Below are 23788 nucleotides of genomic sequence, written 5' to 3'. Positions count from 1 at the left end.
GTCGGCTTAGGCCGGTTGCGCCACGGTCAGCGGCATTTCAAAAAACGCCGACCATTCGCTGTCAGGATAGTCCAGAAACGGGCCGCGAGCCACAAAGCCGCTGCGCTCGTAAAGTCGGTGCGCACCATCGAAACCTGGGCCGGTTCCGGTTTCCAGCATCACCGTGGCCAGCTCCTTGTCGCGCGCCAGCGCGATAATGGCCGCCAACAGGGCCGAACCCACACGCTGGCCGCGCACTTCTGGCAGGGTGAACATGCGTTTGACCTCACCCAGTGCGCACGAGTGCACCTTCAGAGCCCCCATGCCTACTGCCGTGCCGGCCTCATCGCGCGCCACAAAAACGCTGGTATCGACACCCGACATCTGTTCCACGCTCATCTTGAACTGGAATTCGGGCGGTGACAGCGGCAGCAGATGCTCATTGAGCTGGGCCACAAGCCCGCGCACGTCATCCTGCAACGCCGTCTCAAGGGCGATGCTGATGCTCATCTATTCGATCACCTTGGGCACCATGAAGAAATTGTCTTCGCTCAGTGGCGCATTGGCGACGATCTTTTCGGGGTACTCGCCGTCGCTGACCACATCGTCGCGCAGGCGCAATGTCATCGGCATTACCGAGGTCATCGGGGCCACACCCTCAACATCGACTTCGCTCAGCTGCTCGACGAAACCCAGGATCGCATTGAGCTCTTCCTGATAGGCGCCAACCTCATCGTCTTCAATGCGGATGCGCGCCAGGCTCCCAATGCGCTTAACGGTCTTGGCGTCGACGGACATAGCTAACTCCACAAGGATCGTATTTGCCGCTTCAATAACAACCGTGCGGCACAAAAGACAATGAAAATGGCTGATGCGTCGGATCAGATTTCTACGGCCAACCCGGCTTCCAGCGCCAGCAGGGCCGCACCGTCCAACACATCGCGTAACGCCCCTATTGCCTGATCCAGTGCCGCCTCGTCACCGGCCAGCGCCAATAGGCGCAGCCCGCGCCCCGCCAGCACCGTCTGCCCGGCACCGCTCAAGGCTTCCCCATCGCCAAACAACACCACCACGGCCCCATCGGCCCAGCGGCCCAGTTCGGGCACAGGGCCCTTGATCAGCAACAGCACCGGCTCCCCGGGTGCCTCGACCAGGAGAGCCCCCGGTCCCGCCTGCCAGCACGCCACCGCGGGCTCTGTGGCTTCTTCATCCAGCGGACGCTGCGCCTTGCGGGGCCGCCATTGGGCGCTATCGACCGCCTCAAGCCCAGCGCCGAAATTCTCCACGACGCAGTCGGCGCCCGAGACCAGTTCGCTAGCGACAATCTGTGCCGGTGCCCCGGCGGCGTCGATCACCAGAATCACGCCGCCAATGTGAATGCGGGCGGTCGTGCCGCCGAACCAGGTGAGTTTCATCGCCGCTTTCCAGTCGCCAAATGCCGCCGCACCCTATAGGACACCACCATTGTGGCAAGCGAGCACGACATGACCGAAGAATACGCCAATCCACTGGCGGCGATTCCCCCGGGGCAAGATTCTGGGCCTCGACCTGGGCACCAAGACCATTGGCGTGGCTGTCTCGGACGGCATGCGCTACTCGGCTACCCCGCTCGAAACCATCAAGCGCACCAAGTTCACTGTCGACGCCATCCGGCTCGACGAACTCATTGCCGAGAACACCATTGTCGCCATCATTCTGGGCCTGCCCCTCAATATGGACGGCTCCGAAGGTCCGCGCGTGCAGTCGACCCGCGCCTTTGCCCGCAGCCTGGCCCAACGCATTACCCTGCCCATCGCCTTCTGGGATGAGCGCCTCTCGACCAGCGCCGTCACCCGCATGATGATCGAGGCCGATATGCGCCGCGACCGCCGCGCCGAGGTCGTCGATAAACTGGCCGCCAGTTACATCCTGCAGGGTGCGCTGGATCGTCTGCGCCACGACTAGCGTGCAATCGCCTCGCGCCGCGCCGCGCCCGGCGACACCCCGAAGAACTGCTTGAACGCCCGCCCAAACGCGGCCTCCGAATTATAGCCTGCCCGCGCGCCGATCACCCCGACCGGCTGCCCGCTCTCAAGCAATGCCGCACGCGCCAGATGCAGCCGCCATTGCGTGACATACTGCATGGCCGGCTGCCCCACCATGTCGGTAAACCGCGCCGAAAACGCCGAGCGTGACATGCCGGCGATATCGGCCAGCCCCGCCACGCTGATGTCTTCTGCTGCGCCGCGATGGATCTGCGCCAGCGCGCGCCCGATCTGCGGGTCGCGCAACGCTGCCAGCCAGCCCAGATTGGCCTCTGGGGCCGTATCCAGCCAGCGCCGCAGCGCCTGAATCACCATGATATCGGCCAGGCGCGTCATCACGGTCTCGCCACCGGGTCGCAATGCCGCCGCTTCGCGCGCGATCAGCCGCAGCGTGCTCTGCATCCAGCTATCGACGTCCTCATCCCAAGCATCCACCCGGATCACCGGTGGCAACAGCGAAATCAGGCGCTGCGCCGCCACATGATCAAACTGCACCACCCCGGTGGTCGCCCGCATCAGCGCACCGCCGCCGCCCCATTGCATCAATTCATAGCGCTCACTGACCTTGGTCGAGGGAATATCGAACAGCGGCGTGGTTGCAGCGCCCGGCGAACTGGCCAGCTCCACGCTCGTGCCATGCGGCAGCAACACCATGCTGCCCTGCTCCAGCATTTGCGGCGGCATATCGCGCATGCGCAGCCAGCCCCGCCCCGAAGTGACGATCATGAACAGCATCGCCCCAGGCAGCTGGGGCATCTCGATACCCCACGGCGCCGTCATCTCGGCACGGCAATACAATGTCCCGGTCAGGCGCAGCATATGCAGCACCTCACCCAGCGGATCGGTCAATGGCGGCGGTTGGAAATGCACATCACTCATGCAGGACGATTAGCCCAAAAGCAGCAAAACGTCCACACTTCTGGACGACCCGCATATTCAGAGCGACAAATAGTCATTGTTAGTCCCGCTGCATCCGATCATCTTCTGGACATCGCAAACACCCAAGGATTTTCAGTATGTCCAGCATCCCCATCCTCGTCATCGGCGCTACCGGCAAGATCGGCAGTCGCGTCGCCGCCCGCCTGACCCAGGCCGGCTATCCCGTTCGCCCCGCCTCGCGCAGATCCACTCCGGCCTTTGACTGGGACGACCGCACCACCTGGGCCGCCACGCTTGCCGGTGCCGAAACAGCTTTTGTCAGCTATGTCCCCGACCTGGCTGAAGACGGCGCCCCCCAAGCCATTCAGGCTTTTACCGATCTGGCAGTCGCCGCAGGCCTGAAACGCCTCGTCCTGCTCTCGGGCCGCGGCGAGACCAATGCCCTGCGCAGCGAAGACATCCTCATGGCAGCCCCCATCGAGACCACCATTGTCCGCGCCAGCTGGTTCTTCCAGAATTTCAGCGAAGGCACTCTGCTGCCTTCCGTCCTCTCTGGCACGATTGCCATGCCCGCCGGCGACCGTCGCGAACCCTTCATCGATGCCGATGATGTCGCCGATGTCGCCGTGGCAGCCCTGACCGATCCGCGCCACGCCAACCAGCGCTATGAAATCACCGGCCCGCGCCTGCTCACCTTCGCCGAGGCCGCCGCCGTCATCGCAGCAACCGCCGGGATCGAACTGCAATACCTGCCCATCACGCTTGAGCAGTTCCACGCTGCCCTGCTGCCTGAGCTGGGTCAGCGCTATGCCGATCTGCTGACCAGGCTTTGCCAGGAAGTCTTTGATGGCCGCAACGAATCGCTTGCCGATGGTGTGCAGCGCGCTCTGGGCCGACCGCCGCGCGACTTCGCGGATTACGTCACGGCGACCGCCGCTTCGGGCATCTGGCACCGCGCAGCATGAAGATCACAAGCGCCATCCGCCTCTACCTCACGGTCATTGCCGTCCTGACTCTGGCCCTGGGGGCCATGATCCTGTTCATGCCCGTCAACTTCTATGCCGGTTATGGTCTGGACCTGAGCGGCAAGGTAGACCTGCTCAACGAGTTGCGAGCGCCCGGCCTGTTCATGCTGGGCCTGGCAGGCTTTTGTACACTGGGCGTTATCCGAACCGATTTTCAACAGCCGGCCATCTGGCTCGGCAGCCTGTTCAATTTGAGCTACGGGTTGTCGCGGCTGCTGGGCTTTGCCGTCGATGGGCTGCCCCATGACGGGTTCATCGTCGCAGGCGCCGTTGAGCTGGGCCTGGGTCTTGTCGGATTGTCTCTGATCTGGTGGCAGACACGGTCGCGGCCAGCGCCAACACCGCTCCCAACGGCACGCCCCAGCCGTTGATATTCCCCGCTTGGGCCTTGCCCCTCCGCTTTCCCTCGGCTAGACCGCTGCAAATCATAGGGAATGGGAGCGCATGGCCCAAGCTCGCGCCAGCACAGCCTCGAATTCATCCGCCGGTGCCACCGGTGATTTTCCTCCTTTCAGTCAGCGCCATCTGCTCTCGATAGCCGATCTGCAGCAGCATGAGATCATTCAGCTGCTCGATCGCGCCGAAGCCATGGTGCCGATTTCCCGCCAGGAACGGAAAACCCACCCCACGCTCTCGGGCAAGACCCAGATCAACCTGTTCTTCGAGCCCTCCACGCGCACCCAGGCCTCCTTCGAGATCGCCGGCAAACGCCTCGGCGCCCTGGTCATGAACATGTCGGTCAAGACCAGCTCGGTCTCCAAGGGCGAAACCCTGATCGATACCGCAGCCACGCTCAACGCCATGCGTCCCGACGTTATCGTCGTGCGCCATTCGGCGGCCGGGGCGGTCGAGCTACTGAGCCAGAAGGTTGGCTGCGCCGTTATCAATGCCGGTGACGGGGCCCATGAGCACCCCACCCAGGCGCTGCTTGATGCCCTGACTATCCGCAATCACAAGGGCCGCATTTCGGGCCTGACCGTCGCCATCTGTGGCGATATTGCCAATTCGCGCGTGGTGCGCTCAAACCTGCTTTTGCTTGGCGCGCTCAATGTGCGCACCCGCGTCATTGCTCCGCGCAACCTGCTGCCCGCCGGCATCGAAAACCTCGCTACCGAGGTTTTCACCGACATGCGCGAGGGTCTGGCTGGCGCCGACGTTGTCATGATGCTGCGCCTGCAGCACGAACGCGCCCAGGGCCGCATGATCCCCTCGGTCCGCGAATATTACCATTTCTATGGGCTCGATGCCGAAAAGCTCAGCCACGCCAAGCCCGATGCCATCGTCATGCATCCCGGTCCCATGAATCGTGGCGTCGAGATTGATCCAGCCATTGCCGATGGCCCGGCTTCGGTCATTACCGATCAGGTCGAAATGGGCGTAGCTGTGCGCATGGCCGTGCTCGATGCCCTGCTGTCGTCGGGAGACGCGTCATGACCCGCGCCACACTCATCGAGAACGCCCGCATCGTCGATCCGGCAACCGGCACCGATCATCTCGGCGCTGTGCTGATCGAAGATGGCATTATTGCCGAACTTGCCATCGGCGCGCCTATTGGCGTTCCAGACGGTGCCGAGGTGATCAATGCCAAGGGTCTGGTACTGGCGCCCGGCCTGATCGACATGCGCGTCTTCACGGGCGAGCCGGGCAAGGAGTATCGCGAAACCCTGCAATCGGCTGGCGAAGCCGCTGCAGCCGGGGGCATTACCAGCTTCGTGATGATGCCCGATACCACGCCCGTGGTGGATGATGGCGCGCTGGTGGACTTCCTGATCCGCCGCGCCAGGGCCACTTCAAAGGTCAATGTGCTGCCTGCAGGCGCGATCACCAAGGGTCTCAACGGCACTGAGATGACCGAATATGGCCTGCTCAAGGAAGCCGGTGCGGTCTGCCTCACCGATGGTCGCCATTCCATCCAGTCGCCCTCCATGCTGCGCACGGCCATGAGCTACGCCGCAAATTACGGTCTGACATTCGTCCACCACGTCTCCGACACCGATCTGACCGGTACCGGCGTGATGAACGAGGGCCTGTTTGCCACCATTCTGGGGCTAAAGGGTATTCCGCGCGAAGCCGAGACGATCCCGCTGGCCCGCGATCTGCAACTGGCCGCACTGACGGGCGTCAAGTACCACGCCGCCCAGATCTCCTGCGCGGCCGCGGTCGAACTGGTGGCAGCGGCCAAGAAGCGCAACAGGGCCGTTACGGCTGGCATCTCGATCAACAATCTGGCGCTCAACGAAAACGACATTGGCCGCTATCGCACCTTCTTCAAACTCTCCACGCCGCTGCGCTCAGAAGATGATCGCCAGGCCATGATCCAGGCCCTGCGCGACGGCACCATCGACACCATCCATTCCGATCACGATCCCCAGGATACCGAGGTAAAGCGCCAGCCTTTCGCCGAAGCCTCCGACGGGGCCATTGGCTTGGAGACCCTGCTGGCTGCGGCCCTGCGTCTGGTTCATTCCGGCGATGTCGACCTGCTGACCGTACTGCGCGCCATGACCAGCCGCCCCGCTGACATTCTGGGTCTGCCATCAGGCCGCATTGCCAAGGGCGCACCCGCCGATCTGATCCTGTTCGATCTCGATTATCCCTGGCAGGTCAGCGAGACCGACATCCGCTCCAAGTCGCGCAATACCAGCTTCGAAGGCGCGCGTCTGGCGGGCAAGGTCATGCGCACTATCGTCGCTGGCGAGACCGTCCACACCCACATCGACTAGCCCCAAACACCAACGACCACCGGTCCGTCATCCCCACCCAACTGCACCGCCCCCTTGCGGGAGAGGTTGGGAGGAGGGTATTTTCGCGCCTAAACGCCACAAAGGATACCAAGCCCCGATGTCGATTGACGTTCTCCCGCTGCTCTATGCTGTCGTTCTGGGCTATCTGTTTGGCTCCATTCCCTTTGGTCTGCTGCTCACTCGTTCGGCCGGGCTGGGCGACATTCGCGACATCGGCTCGGGCAATATCGGCGCCACTAATGTGCTGCGCACCGGCAATCGCTGGATCGCTTTTGCCACTCTGGTGCTCGACGCCTCCAAGGCCGCCGTGCCCGTTCTGCTTGCGCGCGGCCTGTGGGGCGAAGAAGCAGCCATGATCGCGGGCATTGGCGCCTTTCTGGGCCATTGCTTTCCCGTCTGGCTCAACTTCAAGGGCGGCAAGGGCGTCGCCGTCTTCATTGGTTCACTGCTGGCGCTGAGCTGGCCTGTCGGGCTGATCTTCTGCGCGGTCTGGCTGTTCATCGCGGTGGCGCGGAAATTCTCGTCTCTGGCTGCCCTGACAGCAGGAGCCACGGCGCCAATCTTTGCCTATGTCGTGGTCAACGAATACCTGGCCGGTGCTGCGGCCGTGATGGCCCTGCTGCTGTTCTTCCAGCACCGCGAAAACATTGCTCGGCTGATTGCGGGTACCGAGCCCAGGATCGGCTCTGAGAAAAAGAAGGCCTGATCCGTGCCGCCGGATCAGGGTGTTGCTGCACTTGATCCGGTCACGCGCCTTGCCTGGTTGCGTCTGCTACGTACCGAAAACATTGGCCCGGCCACCTTCCGCCGATTGCTCAACCGCTTCGGCTCGGCACAGGCCGCCCTTGAGGCCCTGCCGTCCCTGACGCGCCGCACCGGCAGACCGGTCCGTATTACCAGCCAGTCCGAAGCTGAAGATGAGATCGCCGGTCTGTCACGTTACGGCGCCCGCCTCGTCACCAGCAGCGATGCCGATTATCCACCCCTGCTCCACTATATCCCGGCCGCACCGCCGCTGATCACCATGGCCAGTGGCCCCAATCTCGACTGGCGCCGCACGGTGGGCATTGTCGGGGCGCGCAATGCCTCGGCGGCCGGGGTCAAGATGACCCGCCTGCTGGCGACGGATCTGGGCGAAGCGGGCTATACCATTGTTTCGGGTCTGGCCCGCGGCATCGATGCAGCGGCGCACAAGGCAACGCTGCTCAGCGGCACCATCGCCGTCCTTGCCGGTGGTTTCGACAAGATCTACCCCACCGAGAACATCCCTCTGGCCCACGACATTCTTGACAATGGCGGCGCCCTGCTCACTGAAATGCCGCTGGGCTGGGAGCCACGCGCCCGCGACTTCCCCAGGCGTAACCGTCTGGTTTCGGGATTGTCGCTGGGGGTGGTCGTGGTTGAAGCGGCCAAGCGCAGTGGTTCATTGATCACCGCCCGACTGGCCCTCGAGCAAAACCGCGACGTCTTCGCCGTACCCGGCTCGCCACTCGATCCCCGCGCTGAAGGTGGCAATGCGCTGATCCAGCAAGGCGCCAAACTGATCACGGGCGCCGCTGATATTCTCGAAACCCTGGGCAGCGCCGATCCGTCGCGCAATGCCCTGTTCGACCGCGATTGGGAGCCCGACAGCGTCCCCGATGCCCCGCCGCCCAGCGACGACGACAAGACCCGACTGCTCGCCGCTCTCAGCGTCACCCCGATCGACGTCGATGAACTGGTCCGACAGGTCGGCATATCGGCCGCCACTATGCAGATGCTGCTGCTCGAACTCGACCTGGCCGACCAGATCGAATGGTCGAGCGGCCAATTGGTGGCATTGCGGCACTAGCAGATCCAGCCCCGACCACGCGGTGACCTCCTTCATCCAGGGGAAGATGGGAGGGGTGCCCCCTCCCAATCAGACCTTTAGCGACCGCCGCCAATCTTGCGATGGCGCTGATCAATGCCGCCGGTCCCGTATGGATAGTCACTCATTTCCGGCTGGCTTGCCGCGGTCAGCGTGGCCATCTCATCGCTGCTCAGCACCAGATCGGCAGCACCCAGATTATCCTTGAGCTGCGCGGTGGTGCGCGCCCCCAGAATCACCGACGTGACCGCCGGACGGGCACAGACCCAGGCCAGTGCCACCTGCGCCATGCTGGCGCCGCGTGCCTTGGCGATGTCCTCAACCGCGCCAATCACCTCCCAGGTCATCAGATTGGAGTTGCGCTTCTCGAACGCCTCCATGCCACGCTTGGGATTTTCGCCCAGCCGCGTTGCCCCGGTCGGCATCTGGTCGCGCTTGTACTTGCCGCTCAGCCAGCCACCACCCAGTGGCGACCACGGCAGAAGCCCGATATTGGCATCGAGCGCGGCGGGCACCACCTCATGCTCGATGTCGCGCACCAGCAGATTATATTGTGGCTGCAGCGTTACCGGCGGCGCAAAGCCATTGGCCTTGGCCGTCCACACCGCCTTGGTCATCTGCCAGCCCAGGAAGTTGGAAAAGCCATAATAGGCAATCTTGCCGTTACCGATCGCGTCATCGAGAAAGCGCAGCGTTTCCTCGATTGGCGTCAGCGCGTCCCAGGCGTGCATCTGATAGAGATCGATATGCTCGACACCGAGCCGCTTGAGCGAGGCATCCAGCGCTTCATTGAGACTCTTGCGCGACAGGCCGAGATGGTTTGGCCCCTGCCCCATGGGAAAACGCCCCTTGGTGGTGATCACCAGATCACGCAGCACGCCTGGCTTGCTCTTGAGCCAGCGCCCGACGATTTCCTCCGAAACGCCGGCGCTGTACACATTGGCGGTATCGATGAAATTGCCGCCAGCGGCGACATAATCATCCATCAGCTGAAACGAGGTGGCCTCGTCGGACTCCGCGCCAAAGGTCATTGTGCCCAGCGCATAGGCCGACACAACGGCACCGCTATTACCGAGTTTGCGGTATTCCATAATCAAATCTCCTCATGAATCGACCCGACGGACAACCAAAAGCGGCGCGAACGGCGCAGCCACAACGATGTCGGTCACAATGGAAATGGGTCGAGCGCAGAACTGCGCACAACCCAAGTCTGCACCCGTCCGGCTATCCATGCAAGATATCTCTCCCCGAAGGGGAGGCGCGGGCCAGCCAATTACAGCCCGTTGACAGTCCATCGAGGGTTCACCATGTTGCGCCATTTCTCTTAAAGCGGTTGCGGAACAGGTTCGTCATGAAGGTCGTTGTCGTTGAAAGTCCGGCTAAAGCCAAGACAATCAACAAATATCTGGGTTCGGACTATCATGTCCTGGCCTCCTTCGGCCATGTCCGCGATTTGCCGGCCAAGGACGGATCGGTGCGTCCGGACGAAGATTTCGCCATGTCCTGGGAGGTCGACACGGCCTCCAAGAAGCGCATTGCCGATATCGCCAACGCGCTCAAGGGCGCCGACGAACTGATCCTGGCGACTGACCCGGATCGCGAAGGCGAAGCCATTTCCTGGCACGTGCTCGATGTCCTGCGGCAGAAAAAGGCCATCAAGAAGGACGTCACCGTCCGCCGCGTGCTGTTCAACGCCATCACCAAGGACGCCATTCTGGCGGCCATGCAGGTGCCGCGCGAAATCGACATGCCACTGGTCGATGCCTATCTGGCCCGCCGCGCCCTCGATTACCTGGTGGGCTTTACGCTCTCGCCCATCCTCTGGCGCAAGCTGCCCGGCTCCCGTTCGGCCGGCCGCGTGCAATCGGTTGCCCTGCGTCTGGTCTCTGACCGCGAATCCGAGATCGAAAAGTTCAAGCCCGATGAGTATTGGTCCGTCGAAGCCAAGCTGGCCCAGGCCGGCAAGAGCTTTCTGGCGCGCCTGCTCTCGGTTGATGGCAAAAAGACCGACAAGCTCGCCATCCAGAATGGCGAGAATGCCGCTGAACTCAAAAAGCTCATCGAGGCCGGCCAGTTCAACGTCTCAGCCGTCGACAAGAAACCGACCAAGCGCAATCCCTATGCGCCGTTCACCACATCGAGCCTGCAGCAGGACGCCTCATCGCGCCTCAGCCTGTCGCCCAGCCGCACCATGCAGATTGCCCAGCGGCTCTACGAGGACGGTCTGATCACCTATATGCGTACCGACGCGGTGCAGATGGCCCCCGAGGGCATCGCCATGGCCCGCTCGGTCATCGGCAAGTATTTTGGCGAGGAATACCTGCCCGAAAAGGCCCGCATCTACCAGACCAAGGCGAAAAATGCCCAGGAGGCCCATGAGGCCATCCGGCCCACCGACATGTTCAAGCGGCCCGAAAACCTCAGCCTTGATGCCGACCAGGCCAAGCTTTACGGCCTGATCTGGCGCCGCACCCTGGCCAGCCAGATGAAATCGGCCGAGATCGATCGCACCACGGTCGATATCGCCGTCAACGTGCCCGGCCGCGCTGTCGAACTGCGCGCCGTCGGGTCGGTCGTCAGCTTCCCCGGTTTCCTCAAGCTCTATGGTGTCGAGGTCAAATCGGACGAGGACACCGAAGACGAGGATAGCCGCGAACTGCCACCACTGGCCGTGGGTGACAAGCCCGACCTGCAGGCTGTGGATATCGAGCAGCACTTCACCCAGCCGCCCAGCCGCTATACCGAAGCGAGCCTGATCAAGAAGATGGAAGAGCTCGGCATTGGCCGTCCTTCCACCTATGCGGCCACGCTGACCACGCTCAAGGACCGCGACTATGTCCGGCTTGAGGGCAAGGCGCTGCACCCCGAAGATCGCGGCCGCATCGTCACCGCCTTCCTCGAGAACTTCTTCAATCGCTATGTCGAATACGGCTTCACCGCCGGCCTCGAGGAACAGCTCGACGAAATCTCGGCCGGCCACCTGGAATACAAGCAGGTGCTGCGTGATTTCTGGAAGGATTTCACCGCCGCCACCACCGAGATCAAGGATCTGCGCGTTTCAGAGGTGCTCGACGTCCTCAATGACGCCCTGGCCAGCCGCATCTTCCCACCCAAGGAAGATGGCTCCGATCCGCGTCGCTGCCCCACCTGTGGTGAAGGTCAGCTCTCGCTCAAGCTGGGCAAGTTTGGCGCCTTTATCGGTTGCTCGAACTATCCCGAGTGCAAGCACACCATGCAGCTCTCCGACGCGGCCAGCGGGCAGTCGCCCGAAGCCGCCGCTGGTGACGGCGTGCTCGGCACCGACCCGGAATCCGGCGAGGAGGTCTTCCTCAAGACCGGGCGCTTCGGCCCCTATGTCCAGCTTGGTGATGCCGGCGGCAAGGAAGCCAAGCGCAGCTCCATTCCCAAGGGTTGGGACGCTGCTGCCACGACGCTCGAAAGCGCTCTCAAGCTGCTCTCCCTGCCCCGCGATGTCGGCCTGCATCCCGAATCCGGTCTGCCCATCACGGCGGGCCTTGGCCGCTATGGCCCGTTCATCCTGTGCGATGGCAAATACGCCAACCTGCCCGATGTCGAGGAAGTCTTCACCGTCGGCCTCAACCGCGCCGTCGACCTGCTGGCCCAAAAGCCGCTGGCGGCTTCAAGCGCGGCGGCACAGTGGCGGCCATCCAGACCTTCGAGCACGACAATGGCCCCATCACCGTCCGCGCCGGACGCTATGGCCCCTATGTCAATCAGGGCAAGATCAACGCCACCATCCCCAAGGACATCCAGCCCGAAGCGGTAACGCTTGAGCAGGCTGTCGAGTGGATCGCGGCGCGCGCCGAAGCTACCGGCAAGAAGGTCAAGAAGGCGCCGGCCAAAAAGGCAGCCGCCAAAAAGCCTGCAGCCAAGAAGGCGCCAGCCAAAACAGCCGCAGCAAAGAAGCCCGCTGCCAAAAAAGCGCCGGCCAAAAAGACCGTCTCCGACGAAGACGTGCCGTTCTAGGCACCATGGGGCGCTGACACGGCGCCCCGTAACGCTGCTGCTCGCACAGTGGCCAGCATCGGGAACCACACCGCGCTGTGCCTCCCCGCTCAGGGGGAGGCTGGCGGGGCTTTTACCCGATGCAGCGATCGATCATGCTCAGCCAGTTCTCCAGCGCGATCTTGCGCACCAGCGCCTCGCCATAGCCCTTGTCGAGCAGCGCCTGCAGCAGCTTGGGCACCCCGGTCACATCGCCAATCGGCGCTGGCACCATGGCACCATCAAAATCCGAACCCAGCGCCACACCATCCTCACCCAGCGCTTCAACCAGCGCATCAATGTGGCGCACCATCACCTCGATCTCGGTGTCGACGCGCATCTTGCCGTCCGGCCGCAAAAACCCGGTGGCAAAATTCAGCCCCACAACGCCCTGGCTCTCGGCAATCGCGGCCAGCTGCCAGTCCACCAGATTGCGGGCATGAGCGCTGATCGCATGCACATTGGAGTGCGTGGCCACCAGCGGCTTGTCGCTAATGGTTGCCACGTCACGGAACCCGGCGGCATTGAGATGGGACAGATCGATCATGATCCCCCGGTCATTGCACTCGCGCACCAAAGCCTTGCCCGCATCGCTGAGCCCGGGACCAATGTCGGCGTCAGACGGATAGCGGAACGGCACGCCGGTACCAAAGGCGTTGGCCCGGCTCCATACCAGCCCGATTGAGCGCAACCCGGCCGCATAGAGCACGTCCAGCGCCCTGAAGTCGGTATCGATGGCCTCGGCACCCTCAATGTGCAGCACGCTGGCCAGCGTGCCCTGCGCAATGGCCGCACGCACCGCCGCTGCATCACGACAGATGGCCACGCCACCGGCGCGCTCGATCCGCATCAGGATCGACGCCATGTCCAGTGTCACCGCTTGTGCATCCGCCAGTCCCAGTTCGGCCGGCAGGCCGCCGCGATTATTGCCCGCACCAGCCACCACAGACCCCAGATTGCCCTTCAGCGGCGGTGGAAAGATCGCGAAGAACCCACCCGCCATGCCTGCGGCCCTGGCGCGCGGAAGATCGATATCGGCCTTGTCCATGCCATCCATGAACAGCTGTGTCGGATCGCCCTCGGCCTCCAGCAGCTTGAGCAGCGTATCGTTATGGCCGTCGAAAAAGGGAATGCTGGGCATGAAATATCCAGGAAGGGAATCGCAACAACAGGTGCGCAGCGTCCCACACTATCGCCCATCTTGGCAGCACCCGCGGCGCGCGGCAGGTGCGCCCGACGCGCCGCCCGCCATGCGCGCCCCCTGCTACACAACGGCATGCACCCCGATCATGATGATCGCGATGGTGATCACATAGCCTGCCTCGGCCAGCACCGCGCCGCGACCGTGCTGGGAAAACGCCGCCGTGCCGGCCTGCAATAACGCCATACTGGCCGCGATCAGCAGGACCGTCAGCAAATGGCCGGCAGCTGCGGTAATGCCCACCACCCAGGCGAAGCCAAAAGTACCCAGCGCCTGCAGCACCAGCGCGGGCCCCATACCTGTCGGCGCGCCAGCGTCCATCTTGACCCCGCGCGACCAGCTCTTGCCGAACATCATCGGCGAAAACCACACGCTGCCCAGACCGAAGGCCAGTACCGCCCCCACAATTACGGCGATCCAGTTCACACTCATTGTCAGTTCCTGCACGGCATCCTCCCCTGAACCTGCAATAGGATACTGGTCAGGCCCTCCCGCCGTTGAACCAGCCCCCGATCATCGCGCCGCGTGCATCAGGATGCAAACACGATTGAGCCGGGCTGCATCTCGTCGACACGCAACCCGCAACGATCCCGCCAACCATGCGTTCGCAATGCAAATTGGCAATCCGGCGCAGATTGCCGTATCTATCCGGGACCTCTTTAGAAACGACCAAATGGCCAGGCCTCCAATCTCAAAACCCAAAAATCTCTCCGGTCCCAAACGCACGCGCAAACCAGCGGCTGATGCCCTGCCCACACGTGAGCAATTGCTTGAGGCTCTGGCGCAGCAGACCGACATCAAGGGCAAGCGCGATCTGGCCAAGGTGTTCGGCATTCGTGGCGACATGCGCCGCCCGTTCAAGGCCATGCTGGCTGAACTTGAGGGCGAGGGTGTCATCACCCGCACCCGCAAGGCGCTCCGCCGCACCGCTGCCCTGCCCCACGTCACCGTGCTCGACATCCCCACCGACGCTGACCCCGACGATCTGCACGCCTATCCGGCTCAGTGGAACGAGGAAGAAGGCGAAAAGCCCCGCGTCTCCGTTCTGGGCGGTCGCGATGCCCGTGTCGCCCCGGCACCCGGTGATCGAATTCTGGCCCGCATTGATGCCGGTGACGCCGAGGTTCCCGTCTACACCGCCAAGGCGATGAAGATCCTCGACAAGCCACGCCGCGGCCAGATCGGCATTGTGCGCATGGACGATGATGGCGCCCGCCTGATCCCGGTTGATCGCAAGCAGAAGGAAATGCGGATCCCGCAGGGTGATCTGCTCGATGCGGCAGACGGCGATCTGGTCGAAGTCGAGGTCAAGCTTTCCGGCCGCCTGATGATCCCGCGCGCCAAGGTTACCGCAGTCATCGGCAATCCCATGTCCGAAGGGGCGGTCAGCCTGATCGCCATCCACAATCTCGAGATTCCCTATCGCTTCCCCCAATCGGTGATCCGCGCGGCAGAAGAGGCCAGGGAAGCTACTCTCAAGGGTCGGGAAGACTGGCGCGACGTGCCGTTGATCACCATCGATCCCGCCGACGCCAAGGATCACGACGACGCTGTCTATGCCCAGCCCGACACCGATCCGGCCAATCCCGATGGCCATATCGTCACCGTCGCCATTGCCGACGTCGCCGCCTATGTCCAACCCGGTTCGGTGCTGGACCGTGAAGCCTATGTCCGTGGCAATTCGGTCTATTTCCCCGACCGCGTGGTGCCTATGCTGCCAGAGGGCATTTCCAATGAACTGTGTTCGTTGAAACAGGGCGTGCCGCGCGCGGCGCTGGCCGCCCGCATGATCTTTGGCGCCGACGGCCGCAAGCGCAGCCACAGCTTCCATCGCATCCTGATGCGCTCGGCCGCCAAATTGAGCTACCAGCAGGCCCAGTCAGCCATTGATGGCCACCCTGATGACCAGACCGGCCCGCTGCTCGACACCATTCTGCGGCCCCTCTACGCCGCCTATGCCGCCATGTCCAAGGCCCGTGACCATCGCGGCCCCCTCGACCTCGATCTGCCCGAGCGCAAGATCGTGCTCGATGCCAACGGCATGGTCAGCGACATCCGCGTGCCCGAACGGCTCGACGCGCATCGCCTCATTGAGGAAATGATGATCGCCGCCAATGTCGCGGCCGCTGAAACGCTGGAACAGAAGAAGACTGTCCTGCTCTATCGCGTGCATGACGAGCCATCCTCGGAAAAGCTGCAGGCCCTGCGTGACTTCCTTGGCTCACTCGATATCGCGGTCAAGAAGTCCGACAGCGTCCGCGCCGCCGATTTCAACGGCATCCTCGCCCAGTCGCGCAAGGCCGGCAATGTCGAGCAGGTCAGCGAGATGGTGCTGCGCAGCCAGGCGCAGGCAGAATACAGTGCAGAGAACTACGGCCATTTCGGTCTCAACCTCGACCGCTACGCCCACTTCACCTCGCCCATTCGCCGATATGCCGATCTGATCGTGCACCGCGCGCTGATCGCCGCCCTGAACCTGGGCAGCGATGGACTCAGCGAAAGCGAAATGCTGCATCTGCCTGGAATCGCTCAGCACATCTCGGCGACCGAGCGCCGGGCCATGCGGGCCGAACGCGAAACTGCCGACCGCCTGCTGGCCCAGTTCCTGGCGACCAAGATTGGCGCACGCTTTGAGGGCCGCATTTCCGGCGTCACCCGTTCGGGCCTGTTCGTGCGCCTGTTCGAGACTGGCGCCGACGGCTTCATCCCGGCGTCGACCCTGGGCAAGGACTTCTACCGCTATGTCGAAGAGCGCCAGTCGATGATCGGCGAACGCACCGGGGAGAAGTTCACCTTGGGCGATCGCGTCACCGTCCGCCTGCTTGAAGCCGCCCCGGTTGCCGGCGCCTTGCGCTTCGAACTGCTTTCGGAAGGCGAACGCGTCAATCCGTCATCTGTCAGACGCACCAAGAAGCGCCCATCTAAGTCTTACGGCCCCAAGGGGCGCAAGAAGAGGTGATGTGATGGCAGTCGGCAAGACAAAGGCAATCCCGCAGCGTTCGGTTGGTCAGGCCATGTGGCGCGGCGCCCTGTGCAAGTGCCCTCATTGCGGTCAGGGCAAGATGTTCCGGGCCTATCTCAAGGTCGCCGATCACTGCGACACCTGTGGCGAACAGCTCGATCTGCACCGTGCAGACGACTTCCCGCCCTATATTGCCATCATGATCGTGGGCCATCTGCTGGTCGGCATCATGCTGCACATGGACATGGTCTGGCACGTCAATCCACTGACCTACCTCTACACCATGATCCCGCTGGCGGTGATCCTGCCTCTGGCGCTGCTGCCCTCGATCAAGGGCGCCATTGTCGGCCTGCAATGGGCCAATGGCATGTATGGCTTTGGCACCGGCCAGACTGACTGAACCATCCGCGCCTGAATCGCGCGAGCTGGCTTGACAATCTGCGGCAAATCCGTAGGTTGCGCCCAAATTCCGGCGCCGGGGAATCCACGGCGCCTTTCGCTTTGTGAAGGACTACAACATGGCCAAAGCTGCTTCCGTCAAGATCAAGCTCGTGTCGACAGCTGATACTGGCTTCTTCTACGTCACCAAAAAGAACGCCCGCACGCAGACCGAGAAGCTGTCGTACAACAAGTACGACCCCGTAGTGCGCAAGCACGTCGAGTTCAAGGAAGCCAAGATCAAGTAATCTGGCGCCTGTTCGACGACCAATCAAAAGCCCTGCATCTCCGATGCGGGGCTTTTTTGTACCCGTTAGTCACAGCTATGGGCCAACCACCACGCTCAACGTGAACAGTCTGCTAGCCAGTAGTGGCCATGTGCGGTATCTTTTGAGTGAGGAGTGGCTGGTCCGGAGCGGCATGTCGAAGAGGCCACTCTGTCCGCGTCCGGACCAACCGCCCTACGGGGCTCAGGAGTTGCGGCGGACCTGAGACGAGCCGTAGGGAACCATCAGCCGCGCCCCTGGGGAGCGCCGTGCTGGTGTTGAAGGCAACCTACTCTCAAGCCTTTAAAACACAAGGAAAACCGGGCCTCTCAGCCCGGCAACCGTTTGTTAATTATAACAGATAACCCTAATAGGTCCAATTGCAGCGATCGCCTAGGCGGCGTCGAAGACCACCCGATTGCGACCTTCACGCTTGGCGCGATACAGCGCCACATCGGCCCGCTTGATCAGCGACTCAGGGGTATCCGCAGCGCTCTCATTGAGCGCGACCCCGGCCGACACCGTCACCGATAGCGGCCGCGCCGAACCCACTTCGAAACCACGGTCAGAAATCGACTGCCGTACCCGCTCCGCCACGGCTTCAGCCTGGCGGATATCGATATCCGGCATCAGCACGACAAATTCCTCGCCGCCGAATCTGCAAGCAAGATCAACGCCACGGATGTTTCTCTTCAAGCGAACAGAGAACTCCTTGAGCACCGCATCGCCAATGTCATGGCCATGGCTGTCATTGACCGATTTGAAGTGGTCAATGTCCAGAATCATGAGCGCCATATCGCGCTTGAGCTCCTGCGCCTTGCCCAGCATCACACCCAGATGGCGATCAAAATAGCGGCGATTATAGAGCCCGGTCATGTCGTCGGTAACGGCCAGCGCCATGGTGTTATTGACGCTCTGTCGCAGCTCGAGCGCATAGCGCTGACGCCGGATTTGCGTACGCACCCGGGCGGCAAGCTCGTTGCGCTCGACGGGCCGCGAGATGAAATCATTGACGCCCAGATCCAGCGCCCGCACCACTTTGGGCTTATCCGCATCATCGGCGATCAGAATAATCGGCAGATTGCGCGTATGCTCGAGCGTGCGCATCTGAGAGCACACCCGCAGCGGATCAAAATCGCTCAGCGACATCGACACCAGCGCCAATTCATATTGCGCACCCGTGACCTGGAACACTGCATCGGCAGGGTTAGTCAGGATATCTACGTCGTGTTCAGGCGTGAGATAACTCTTGATACGCTCGGCGTGCCGCTCATCGGTATCGATTACCAGAATGGCGCCGCCGGTCGTGTTGATCTTGTCCATCGCGCGCAATGCGTCTTCGATGGCAATCTGCTGGCCGGTCATCGCCCGGGCCCGCAATTCGTCTGTGAGGCTCTTCAGCCGCACCAGGCTTTTGACGCGCGCCATCAGCTGCACATCATCGACAGGCTTGGTGAGAAAATCGTCGGCTCCCACCTCAAGCCCGCGCACCCGGTCTGAAGCCTGGTCGAGCGCGGTGATCATCAGAACGGGAAGGTGTTGGGTCTTGGGATTGCCCTTGAGCCGCTGGCAGACCTCAAAGCCGTCCATTTCGGGCATCATCACGTCGAGCAGGACGATATCAATGTCCTGCTGATCGCAGATCGCCAGGGCCTCACGGCCCGACGACGCCGTCACGACATCATAATATTCGGCACTCAGTCGCGCCTCAAGAAGGCGGACATTGGTTGGGATGTCGTCAACGATCAGAACGCGTGCGGTCACTATCAGCCCCGGAAACCAGTTCGCCGGCCAATGGCGTCCACCATCAGCGTCGAGCGGGCTGATCACTCACAAGCATACGCCGCTTGCTGGTGATCAGGCCGGGCCAATGTAGCGGGCAATAGTTTCCAGAAAGTGAGGCACGGAGATCGGCTTGCTGATGTATCCCTCACAACCACCCTGCAAAATCCGCTCTTCATCGCCCTTCATGGCAAATGCAGTCACGGCGATGACGGGAATGTGAGCCAGCTCATCATCATCCTTGAGCCATTTGGTCACCACCAGCCCGGAAACTTCGGGTAACTGGATGTCCATCAGGATCAAATCAGGGTGGTGCGCACGCGCAAGATCAAGCGCTTCCATACCATTGCGGGTCTGGATGACGGCATATCCACGCGATTCAAGCAGATCATTGAAGAGCTTCATATTGAGCTCATTGTCTTCAACGATCATCACTGTCTTGGGCATTGATCCTTCCTCGCGCCGCTAAGGCGCTGGCGGCACTTCGCTTTGCCGCTCTCTTCAGCTACCATCCAAACGCTTACAAATCATCAAAAAGAGCCTGTCTTGCCCCGTTCCGAGAATGTCGAGTCGTCTCTGGCCTCCCTCGCCGATACCTGCCTGGGCTATCTGGCCGAACACCCCGAGGAACTGCTGGCCTTCATGCAGAACGCCGGCATGGACCCCGATGCCCTGCGCAATGCCGTGGGCACACCGGCCCTGCAGCGCGGCCTTGTTGAGTATTTTGCATCAAACGAACCGATTCTACTCGCTCTATGCGCAAACTCTGCCATTTCACCCGAAGACTTCATGCGCGTCTTTCACCAGATCAACCGGACGGAGTATTGATTGGCGCTCGATTGGCTTTGTCGGGACTGCCTTGAGCATGGCACACTGGAGAGCGCGCCAACGCGTTGTCCGGCCTGCGGCTCGCCGCGCCTGCGCTGCCACGATGAACTGTTTTCGCTCAGCACCGCCCATGTCGACTGCGATGCCTTTTATGCCTCGGTCGAAAAGCGCGATGATCCCAGCCTGCGCGACAAGCCGCTGATTATCGGTGGTGGTACCCGTGGCGTCGTCTCGACCTGCTGCTATATCGCCCGCCAGTCGGGCGTCCGCTCCGCCATGCCAATGTTCAAGGCGCGCGAACTGTGTCCCGACGCGGTCATCATTAAGCCCAACATGGCCAAATATGTCGACGTCAGTCGGCAGATCCGCGCCCACATGGATGCCCTGACTCCGTTGGTCGAGCCAATCTCGATCGACGAAGCCTTTCTCGACATGGCGGGCACCCAATCATTGCACAAGGCGCCACCAGCCGTGGTGCTGGCCCGGTTTGCCCGCACTGTAGCCACCGAAATCGGTGTCTCCATCTCCGTGGGCCTCAGCCACAACAAATTTCTCGCCAAGGTCGCCTCCGATCTCGACAAGCCACGCGGCTTTGCCGTTATCGGCGCCGCTGAGACGGTAGCCTTCCTCGCGCCCAAGCCCATCAGCCTGATCTATGGTGTGGGCAAGGTACTCACCGAAAATCTGCGCAAGGACGGGCTGGTGACCATCGGCCAGCTCCAGAACGTATCCCCGGAACGCCTGATGCGTCGCTATGGCGAGACCGGCGCACGTTTGGCCCGGCTATCCCGCGGCGAGGATAGCCGCCGCATTTCGACCAGTGGCGAAATGAAGACCATCTCCTCCGAAACCACTTTCAACACCGACATGGCTTCGCTGGACGCGCTGTCCACCGAATTGCTCAAGGTCACCGAGCGCCTGTCGGAACGGCTCAAGGCCAAGAATGTGGTGGGGGATACTGTCACCCTAAAGCTGAAATCGGCGGGTTTCCGCTTGCGCACCCGTGCGCGGCACTTGATGATCCCCACCCAACTTGCCAATGTCATTTATCAAACAGGGTTGTCCCTGCTCGAACGCGAGATTGATGGCACAGCTTTTCGGCTGATTGGAATCGGCGTTTCGGGTATCGATGCCGCCGATGGCAGCGATCCCGCTGATTTGCTGGAACCGGCTGTGGCTCGCAAGGCAGCGGCAGAACGCGCCATGGACCGTGTCCGCTCCCGCTTTGGCCGCGAGGCCGTTGTACGCGGCAAACTTTACAAACATCCGCCGGCGCCGCCGACGGACCCAGAAGACGATCAAACCGAAGGCAAGACCAAATGACCAGCCCGATCGAAAAACTCCGCGAATTTGGCTACGAGCTGCCCGCCCCCAAGGCGCCCGTTGCCAGCTATGTCCCGGTCAATCGCAGCGGCAACATGCTTTATGTGTCCGGTCAGCTCTCGGCCAATGAAACTGGCGTGGTGACCGGTCTGCTCGGCGACAACATGAATGTGGTTCAGGGCGGCAACGCCGCCGAACTAGCTGCACTCAACATCCTGTCGCAGATCGTCCACGGCGCCGGCGTACCGCTCGAAGACATCAAGCGTATCGTCAAGATTACGGTTCTGGTGGCATCGACCCCCGAATTTACTGAACAGCACCTGGTAGCCAATGGCTGCTCCAACATGCTGGTCGCCGTTCTGGGCGACAAGGGCAAGCACGCCCGGGCCGCTTTCGGCGTCGCCTCCCTGCCCTTCGGCGCAGCGGTAGAAATCGAAGCGGTAGTCGAGGTCTAGGGCGTTACACGCTCGTCACACTCTGGTGTCACTTGGGGCACTCAATATTCGACGAGAGCCAGTATGACCGACACCCTGTTTCCCCGCCCAATCGCGCACCGCGGCCTGCATGACAAGGCCGCGGGCATCATCGAAAACAGTGCATCAGCCTTTGAGGCTGCAATTGCCGGCGATTTCGCCATTGAGTGCGATGTCCAGTTGACCCGCGATAGCGTGCCGGTCGTGTTCCACGACGATGCGATGGAACGCCTGATTGGCCTGCCTGGCCCGATCGCCGACGCCAGCACTGATCAGGTCACCGGCACAGCCCTGCTGGGCAGCGCTGCGGGCGACAAGCCGCAACGCTTCACCAACTTCCTCGCCCAGATCAGCGGCCGCACGCTGCTGCAGATCGAGCTCAAGCAGCAACGCGATGCTACCAGTACCCAGTTGCTGGCACGCAGCGTTGCAGAAAGCCTGGCCGACTACGCGGGTCCGGTGACCATCGAATCATTTGATCCGGCGCTGCTTACCGCCATCCGCGAGTGTGGATTCGGTGGGCCACGCGGCATCATCACCTATGCCTATCCTGACGACGCCGAAACCAGCCAGTTGAGCGATGAGCAGCGCTACACCCTGCGTCATCTGCTGCACTGGCACGAAACCCAGTTCGATTTCATTTCTTGCCATCATCTGGCGCTGGAGCTGCCCGCGATCAAGTTCTGGCGAGCACTGGGAAAGCCCGTGACGGCGTGGACAATTCGGTCCAAGGTTGAAGCGGCGGCCGCTCGGCCCCATATGGATCAGATCGTCTTCGAAGGTTTCAATCCCGACATTGCCCGATAGCGGTTACACGGCCACCATCCATCCCTCGACTGCCAGCATCCCGGCGGCCGTGTGGAACGCGCTTGCCCCCTCAACTGAGGGCAAGGTCGATAACCCCTTCCTAGACCACGCCTTCTTTCTTGCGCTCGAAGAATCGGGCTGTGCCACGGCACGCACCGGCTGGCAGCCCCAGCACATTGTGCTAACCGACGCGAACGAGCAGCCGGTCGGCCTGATGCCGCTGTTTCTCAAGTCGCACTCCATGGGCGAATATGTATTCGACCATGGTTGGGCCGATGCCCTTGAGCGCGCTGGCGGCAGCTACTATCCAAAGCTGCAATGCTCGGTGCCATTCACACCCGCCACGGCCCCCAAACTGTTGGTGCCATCGGGTAGCCCTGACATCCGTGCAGCGCTGCTCTCAACCGCCCAGCAGCTCGCGCTGCAGCGCGATGCTTCGTCAGTACACGCCACCTTTGTGCCTGAAGCTGAAGCCAGTGAGATCGAGGCTGATGGCTGGCTCAAACGGGTCGACACCCAGTTCCACTGGCACAATGACGGCTATGCCAGCTTTGACGATTTCCTTGAAACGCTCTCCTCGCGCAAGCGCAAGACCATACGGCGCGAACGCCGTGATGCGCTGATCGATGGTCTAACCATCAAGTGGCTCTCGGGCAGTGACCTGCAGGAACACCACTGGGACGCCTTCTACGATTTCTATGAGGATACCGGCGCCCGTAAATGGGGCCGCCCCTACCTCAACCGCGAATTTTTCTCGCGCATCAGCGCCACTATGTCCGACTCAATCGTCTTGATGCTGGCCTATGACGGCGACGAGCCGATCGCAGGCGCCATCAATTTTGTGGGCAAGGATCGCATCTTCGGCCGTAACTGGGGCTGCACCCGCGACGTGCCGTTTTTGCACTTCGAGCTCTGCTACTATCAGGCCATCGATTACGCCATCGCCCATAAGCTGGCAGTTGTCGAAGCTGGCGCGCAGGGCGAACACAAGCTGGCCCGTGGCTATGCGCCGTCCACCACCTATTCAGTGCACTGGCTTGCTCACCCCGGCTTGCGGTCCGCTGTTGCCGATTATCTTGAGCAAGAGCGCCGGGCCGTAGAACGCAATCAGGACATGCTCGACCAGTTCACCCCGTTTCGCAAAGGCGAGCGGACCGACCGCTGATGCGGCATCAGGGCAATCGCCACTTTCCCCGACGCCCG

Annotated in this window: 24 protein-coding genes and 1 pseudogene; 16 read left to right on the top strand and 9 right to left on the bottom strand. The window is 62.1% G+C overall.

Annotated elements, in window-relative coordinates; genetic code table 11:
• Nucleotides 1-6: 6 nt before the first annotated feature.
• The 3 genes from AC0L37_RS08425 to AC0L37_RS08415 form a co-directional block, all read right to left on the bottom strand.
• Entirely contained in the window at nucleotides 7-489 is a 483-nt protein-coding gene (locus tag AC0L37_RS08425; protein WP_282221444.1) for a GNAT family N-acetyltransferase, read from the bottom strand.
• Entirely contained in the window at nucleotides 490-777 is a 288-nt protein-coding gene (gatC, locus tag AC0L37_RS08420) for an Asp-tRNA(Asn)/Glu-tRNA(Gln) amidotransferase subunit GatC (RefSeq protein WP_212657936.1), read from the bottom strand.
• An 83-nt stretch (nucleotides 778-860) separates the two neighbouring features.
• Nucleotides 861-1394: a hypothetical protein gene (locus AC0L37_RS08415; protein WP_282221445.1), complete on the bottom strand. Its 534-nt coding sequence runs from the start codon at nucleotides 1392-1394 to the stop codon at nucleotides 861-863.
• Between the two features lie 88 nt (nucleotides 1395-1482).
• Here AC0L37_RS08415 and ruvX point away from each other — a divergent pair, with 88 nt between their 5' ends.
• Nucleotides 1483-1923, top strand: a complete 441-nt coding sequence (gene ruvX, locus AC0L37_RS08410; protein WP_282223001.1) for a Holliday junction resolvase RuvX — start codon at nucleotides 1483-1485, stop codon at nucleotides 1921-1923.
• Here the strand turns inward: ruvX and AC0L37_RS08405 are convergent.
• Nucleotides 1920-2882, bottom strand: a complete 963-nt coding sequence (locus AC0L37_RS08405) for an AraC family transcriptional regulator (RefSeq protein WP_282221446.1) — start codon at nucleotides 2880-2882, stop codon at nucleotides 1920-1922. The two genes, ruvX and AC0L37_RS08405, sit on opposite strands and share 4 nt — an antisense overlap.
• A gap of 137 nt (nucleotides 2883-3019) precedes the next feature.
• Here AC0L37_RS08405 and AC0L37_RS08400 point away from each other — a divergent pair, with 137 nt between their 5' ends.
• The 6 genes from AC0L37_RS08400 (at nucleotide 3020) to dprA (ending at nucleotide 8482) form a co-directional block, all read left to right on the top strand.
• Complete coding sequence (locus AC0L37_RS08400; RefSeq protein ID WP_282221447.1) at nucleotides 3020-3847, top strand: SDR family oxidoreductase; 828 nt, start codon at nucleotides 3020-3022, stop codon at nucleotides 3845-3847.
• Nucleotides 3844-4278: a DUF4345 domain-containing protein gene (locus AC0L37_RS08395; protein WP_282221448.1), complete on the top strand. Its 435-nt coding sequence runs from the start codon at nucleotides 3844-3846 to the stop codon at nucleotides 4276-4278. The genes AC0L37_RS08400 and AC0L37_RS08395 overlap by 4 nt, the downstream gene beginning before the upstream one ends.
• A gap of 73 nt (nucleotides 4279-4351) precedes the next feature.
• On the top strand, nucleotides 4352-5341 hold the full coding sequence (locus AC0L37_RS08390; RefSeq protein ID WP_269368495.1) for an aspartate carbamoyltransferase catalytic subunit: 990 nt from the start codon (nucleotides 4352-4354) through the stop codon (nucleotides 5339-5341).
• Nucleotides 5338-6630, top strand: coding sequence for a dihydroorotase (pyrC, locus tag AC0L37_RS08385; protein ID WP_212657929.1), 1293 nt, complete (start codon nucleotides 5338-5340; stop codon nucleotides 6628-6630). Before AC0L37_RS08390 ends, pyrC begins: the two co-directional genes overlap by 4 nt.
• 118 nt (nucleotides 6631-6748) lie before the next feature.
• Nucleotides 6749-7357 (top strand): glycerol-3-phosphate 1-O-acyltransferase PlsY, encoded by a 609-nt coding sequence (gene plsY, locus AC0L37_RS08380; protein WP_282221449.1) that lies wholly within the window; start codon nucleotides 6749-6751, stop codon nucleotides 7355-7357.
• 3 nt (nucleotides 7358-7360) lie between these two features.
• Nucleotides 7361-8482, top strand: a complete 1122-nt coding sequence (dprA, locus tag AC0L37_RS08375) for a DNA-processing protein DprA (RefSeq protein ID WP_282221450.1) — start codon at nucleotides 7361-7363, stop codon at nucleotides 8480-8482.
• Between the two features lie 77 nt (nucleotides 8483-8559).
• On the opposite strand, the gene AC0L37_RS08370 is transcribed toward dprA, so the two are convergent.
• Nucleotides 8560-9591, bottom strand: coding sequence for an aldo/keto reductase (locus tag AC0L37_RS08370; protein ID WP_282221451.1), 1032 nt, complete (start codon nucleotides 9589-9591; stop codon nucleotides 8560-8562).
• 260 nt (nucleotides 9592-9851) lie between these two features.
• Here AC0L37_RS08370 and topA point away from each other — a divergent pair.
• Nucleotides 9852-12487: pseudogene (topA, locus tag AC0L37_RS08365) on the top strand (type I DNA topoisomerase).
• A 112-nt stretch (nucleotides 12488-12599) separates the two neighbouring features.
• Here topA and AC0L37_RS08360 read toward each other — a convergent pair.
• Complete coding sequence (locus tag AC0L37_RS08360; RefSeq protein WP_282221452.1) at nucleotides 12600-13646, bottom strand: dipeptidase; 1047 nt, start codon at nucleotides 13644-13646, stop codon at nucleotides 12600-12602.
• Nucleotides 13647-13769: 123 nt separating this feature from the next.
• Nucleotides 13770-14153, bottom strand: a complete 384-nt coding sequence (locus tag AC0L37_RS08355) for a DUF1761 domain-containing protein (RefSeq protein ID WP_282221453.1) — start codon at nucleotides 14151-14153, stop codon at nucleotides 13770-13772.
• Between the two features lie 226 nt (nucleotides 14154-14379).
• Here AC0L37_RS08355 and rnr point away from each other — a divergent pair, with 226 nt between their 5' ends.
• From rnr to rpmG, 3 genes are all read left to right on the top strand, one after another.
• Complete coding sequence (rnr, locus tag AC0L37_RS08350) at nucleotides 14380-16665, top strand: ribonuclease R (RefSeq protein ID WP_282221454.1); 2286 nt, start codon at nucleotides 14380-14382, stop codon at nucleotides 16663-16665.
• 4 nt (nucleotides 16666-16669) lie between these two features.
• Nucleotides 16670-17068, top strand: a complete 399-nt coding sequence (locus tag AC0L37_RS08345; RefSeq protein WP_282221455.1) for a DUF983 domain-containing protein — start codon at nucleotides 16670-16672, stop codon at nucleotides 17066-17068.
• 118 nt (nucleotides 17069-17186) lie between these two features.
• Nucleotides 17187-17354: a 50S ribosomal protein L33 gene (rpmG, locus tag AC0L37_RS08340; protein ID WP_193336018.1), complete on the top strand. Its 168-nt coding sequence runs from the start codon at nucleotides 17187-17189 to the stop codon at nucleotides 17352-17354.
• A gap of 411 nt (nucleotides 17355-17765) precedes the next feature.
• Here rpmG and AC0L37_RS08335 read toward each other — a convergent pair whose 3' ends face one another.
• Both AC0L37_RS08335 and AC0L37_RS08330 read right to left on the bottom strand, forming a co-directional pair.
• The gene (locus AC0L37_RS08335; RefSeq protein WP_269368501.1) at nucleotides 17766-19136 is read right to left on the bottom strand and encodes a PleD family two-component system response regulator; all 1371 of its coding nucleotides are present in this window, start codon (nucleotides 19134-19136) and stop codon (nucleotides 17766-17768) included.
• Nucleotides 19137-19229: 93 nt separating this feature from the next.
• A complete protein-coding gene (locus AC0L37_RS08330) occupies nucleotides 19230-19601 on the bottom strand; it encodes a response regulator (protein WP_108459298.1) in 372 nt (123 codons plus the stop codon).
• Between the two features lie 99 nt (nucleotides 19602-19700).
• On the opposite strand from AC0L37_RS08330, the gene AC0L37_RS08325 reads away from it, so the two are divergent.
• The 5 genes from AC0L37_RS08325 to AC0L37_RS08305 all read left to right on the top strand — a co-directional run bounded on the left by AC0L37_RS08325 (nucleotide 19701) and on the right by AC0L37_RS08305 (nucleotide 23750).
• Nucleotides 19701-19982 carry a DUF3572 family protein gene (locus AC0L37_RS08325; RefSeq protein ID WP_212657919.1) on the top strand — a complete coding sequence of 94 codons (282 nt, stop codon included), beginning with the start codon at nucleotides 19701-19703 and terminating at the stop codon, nucleotides 19980-19982.
• Nucleotides 19983-21305, top strand: coding sequence for a DNA polymerase IV (locus AC0L37_RS08320; RefSeq protein ID WP_282221456.1), 1323 nt, complete (start codon nucleotides 19983-19985; stop codon nucleotides 21303-21305).
• Entirely contained in the window at nucleotides 21302-21760 is a 459-nt protein-coding gene (locus AC0L37_RS08315; RefSeq protein WP_212657917.1) for a RidA family protein, read from the top strand. The genes AC0L37_RS08320 and AC0L37_RS08315 overlap by 4 nt, the downstream gene beginning before the upstream one ends.
• A 63-nt stretch (nucleotides 21761-21823) precedes the next feature.
• Nucleotides 21824-22585 (top strand): glycerophosphodiester phosphodiesterase family protein, encoded by a 762-nt coding sequence (locus AC0L37_RS08310; RefSeq protein WP_282221457.1) that lies wholly within the window; start codon nucleotides 21824-21826, stop codon nucleotides 22583-22585.
• Complete coding sequence (locus AC0L37_RS08305; protein WP_282221458.1) at nucleotides 22575-23750, top strand: GNAT family N-acetyltransferase; 1176 nt, start codon at nucleotides 22575-22577, stop codon at nucleotides 23748-23750. The genes AC0L37_RS08310 and AC0L37_RS08305 overlap by 11 nt, the downstream gene beginning before the upstream one ends.
• The last annotated feature ends 38 nt before the right edge of the window (nucleotides 23751-23788 follow it).

This window comes from Devosia sp. J2-20 (assembly GCF_055808475.1).
This window is presented reverse-complemented; position numbering and strand designations above follow the sequence as displayed.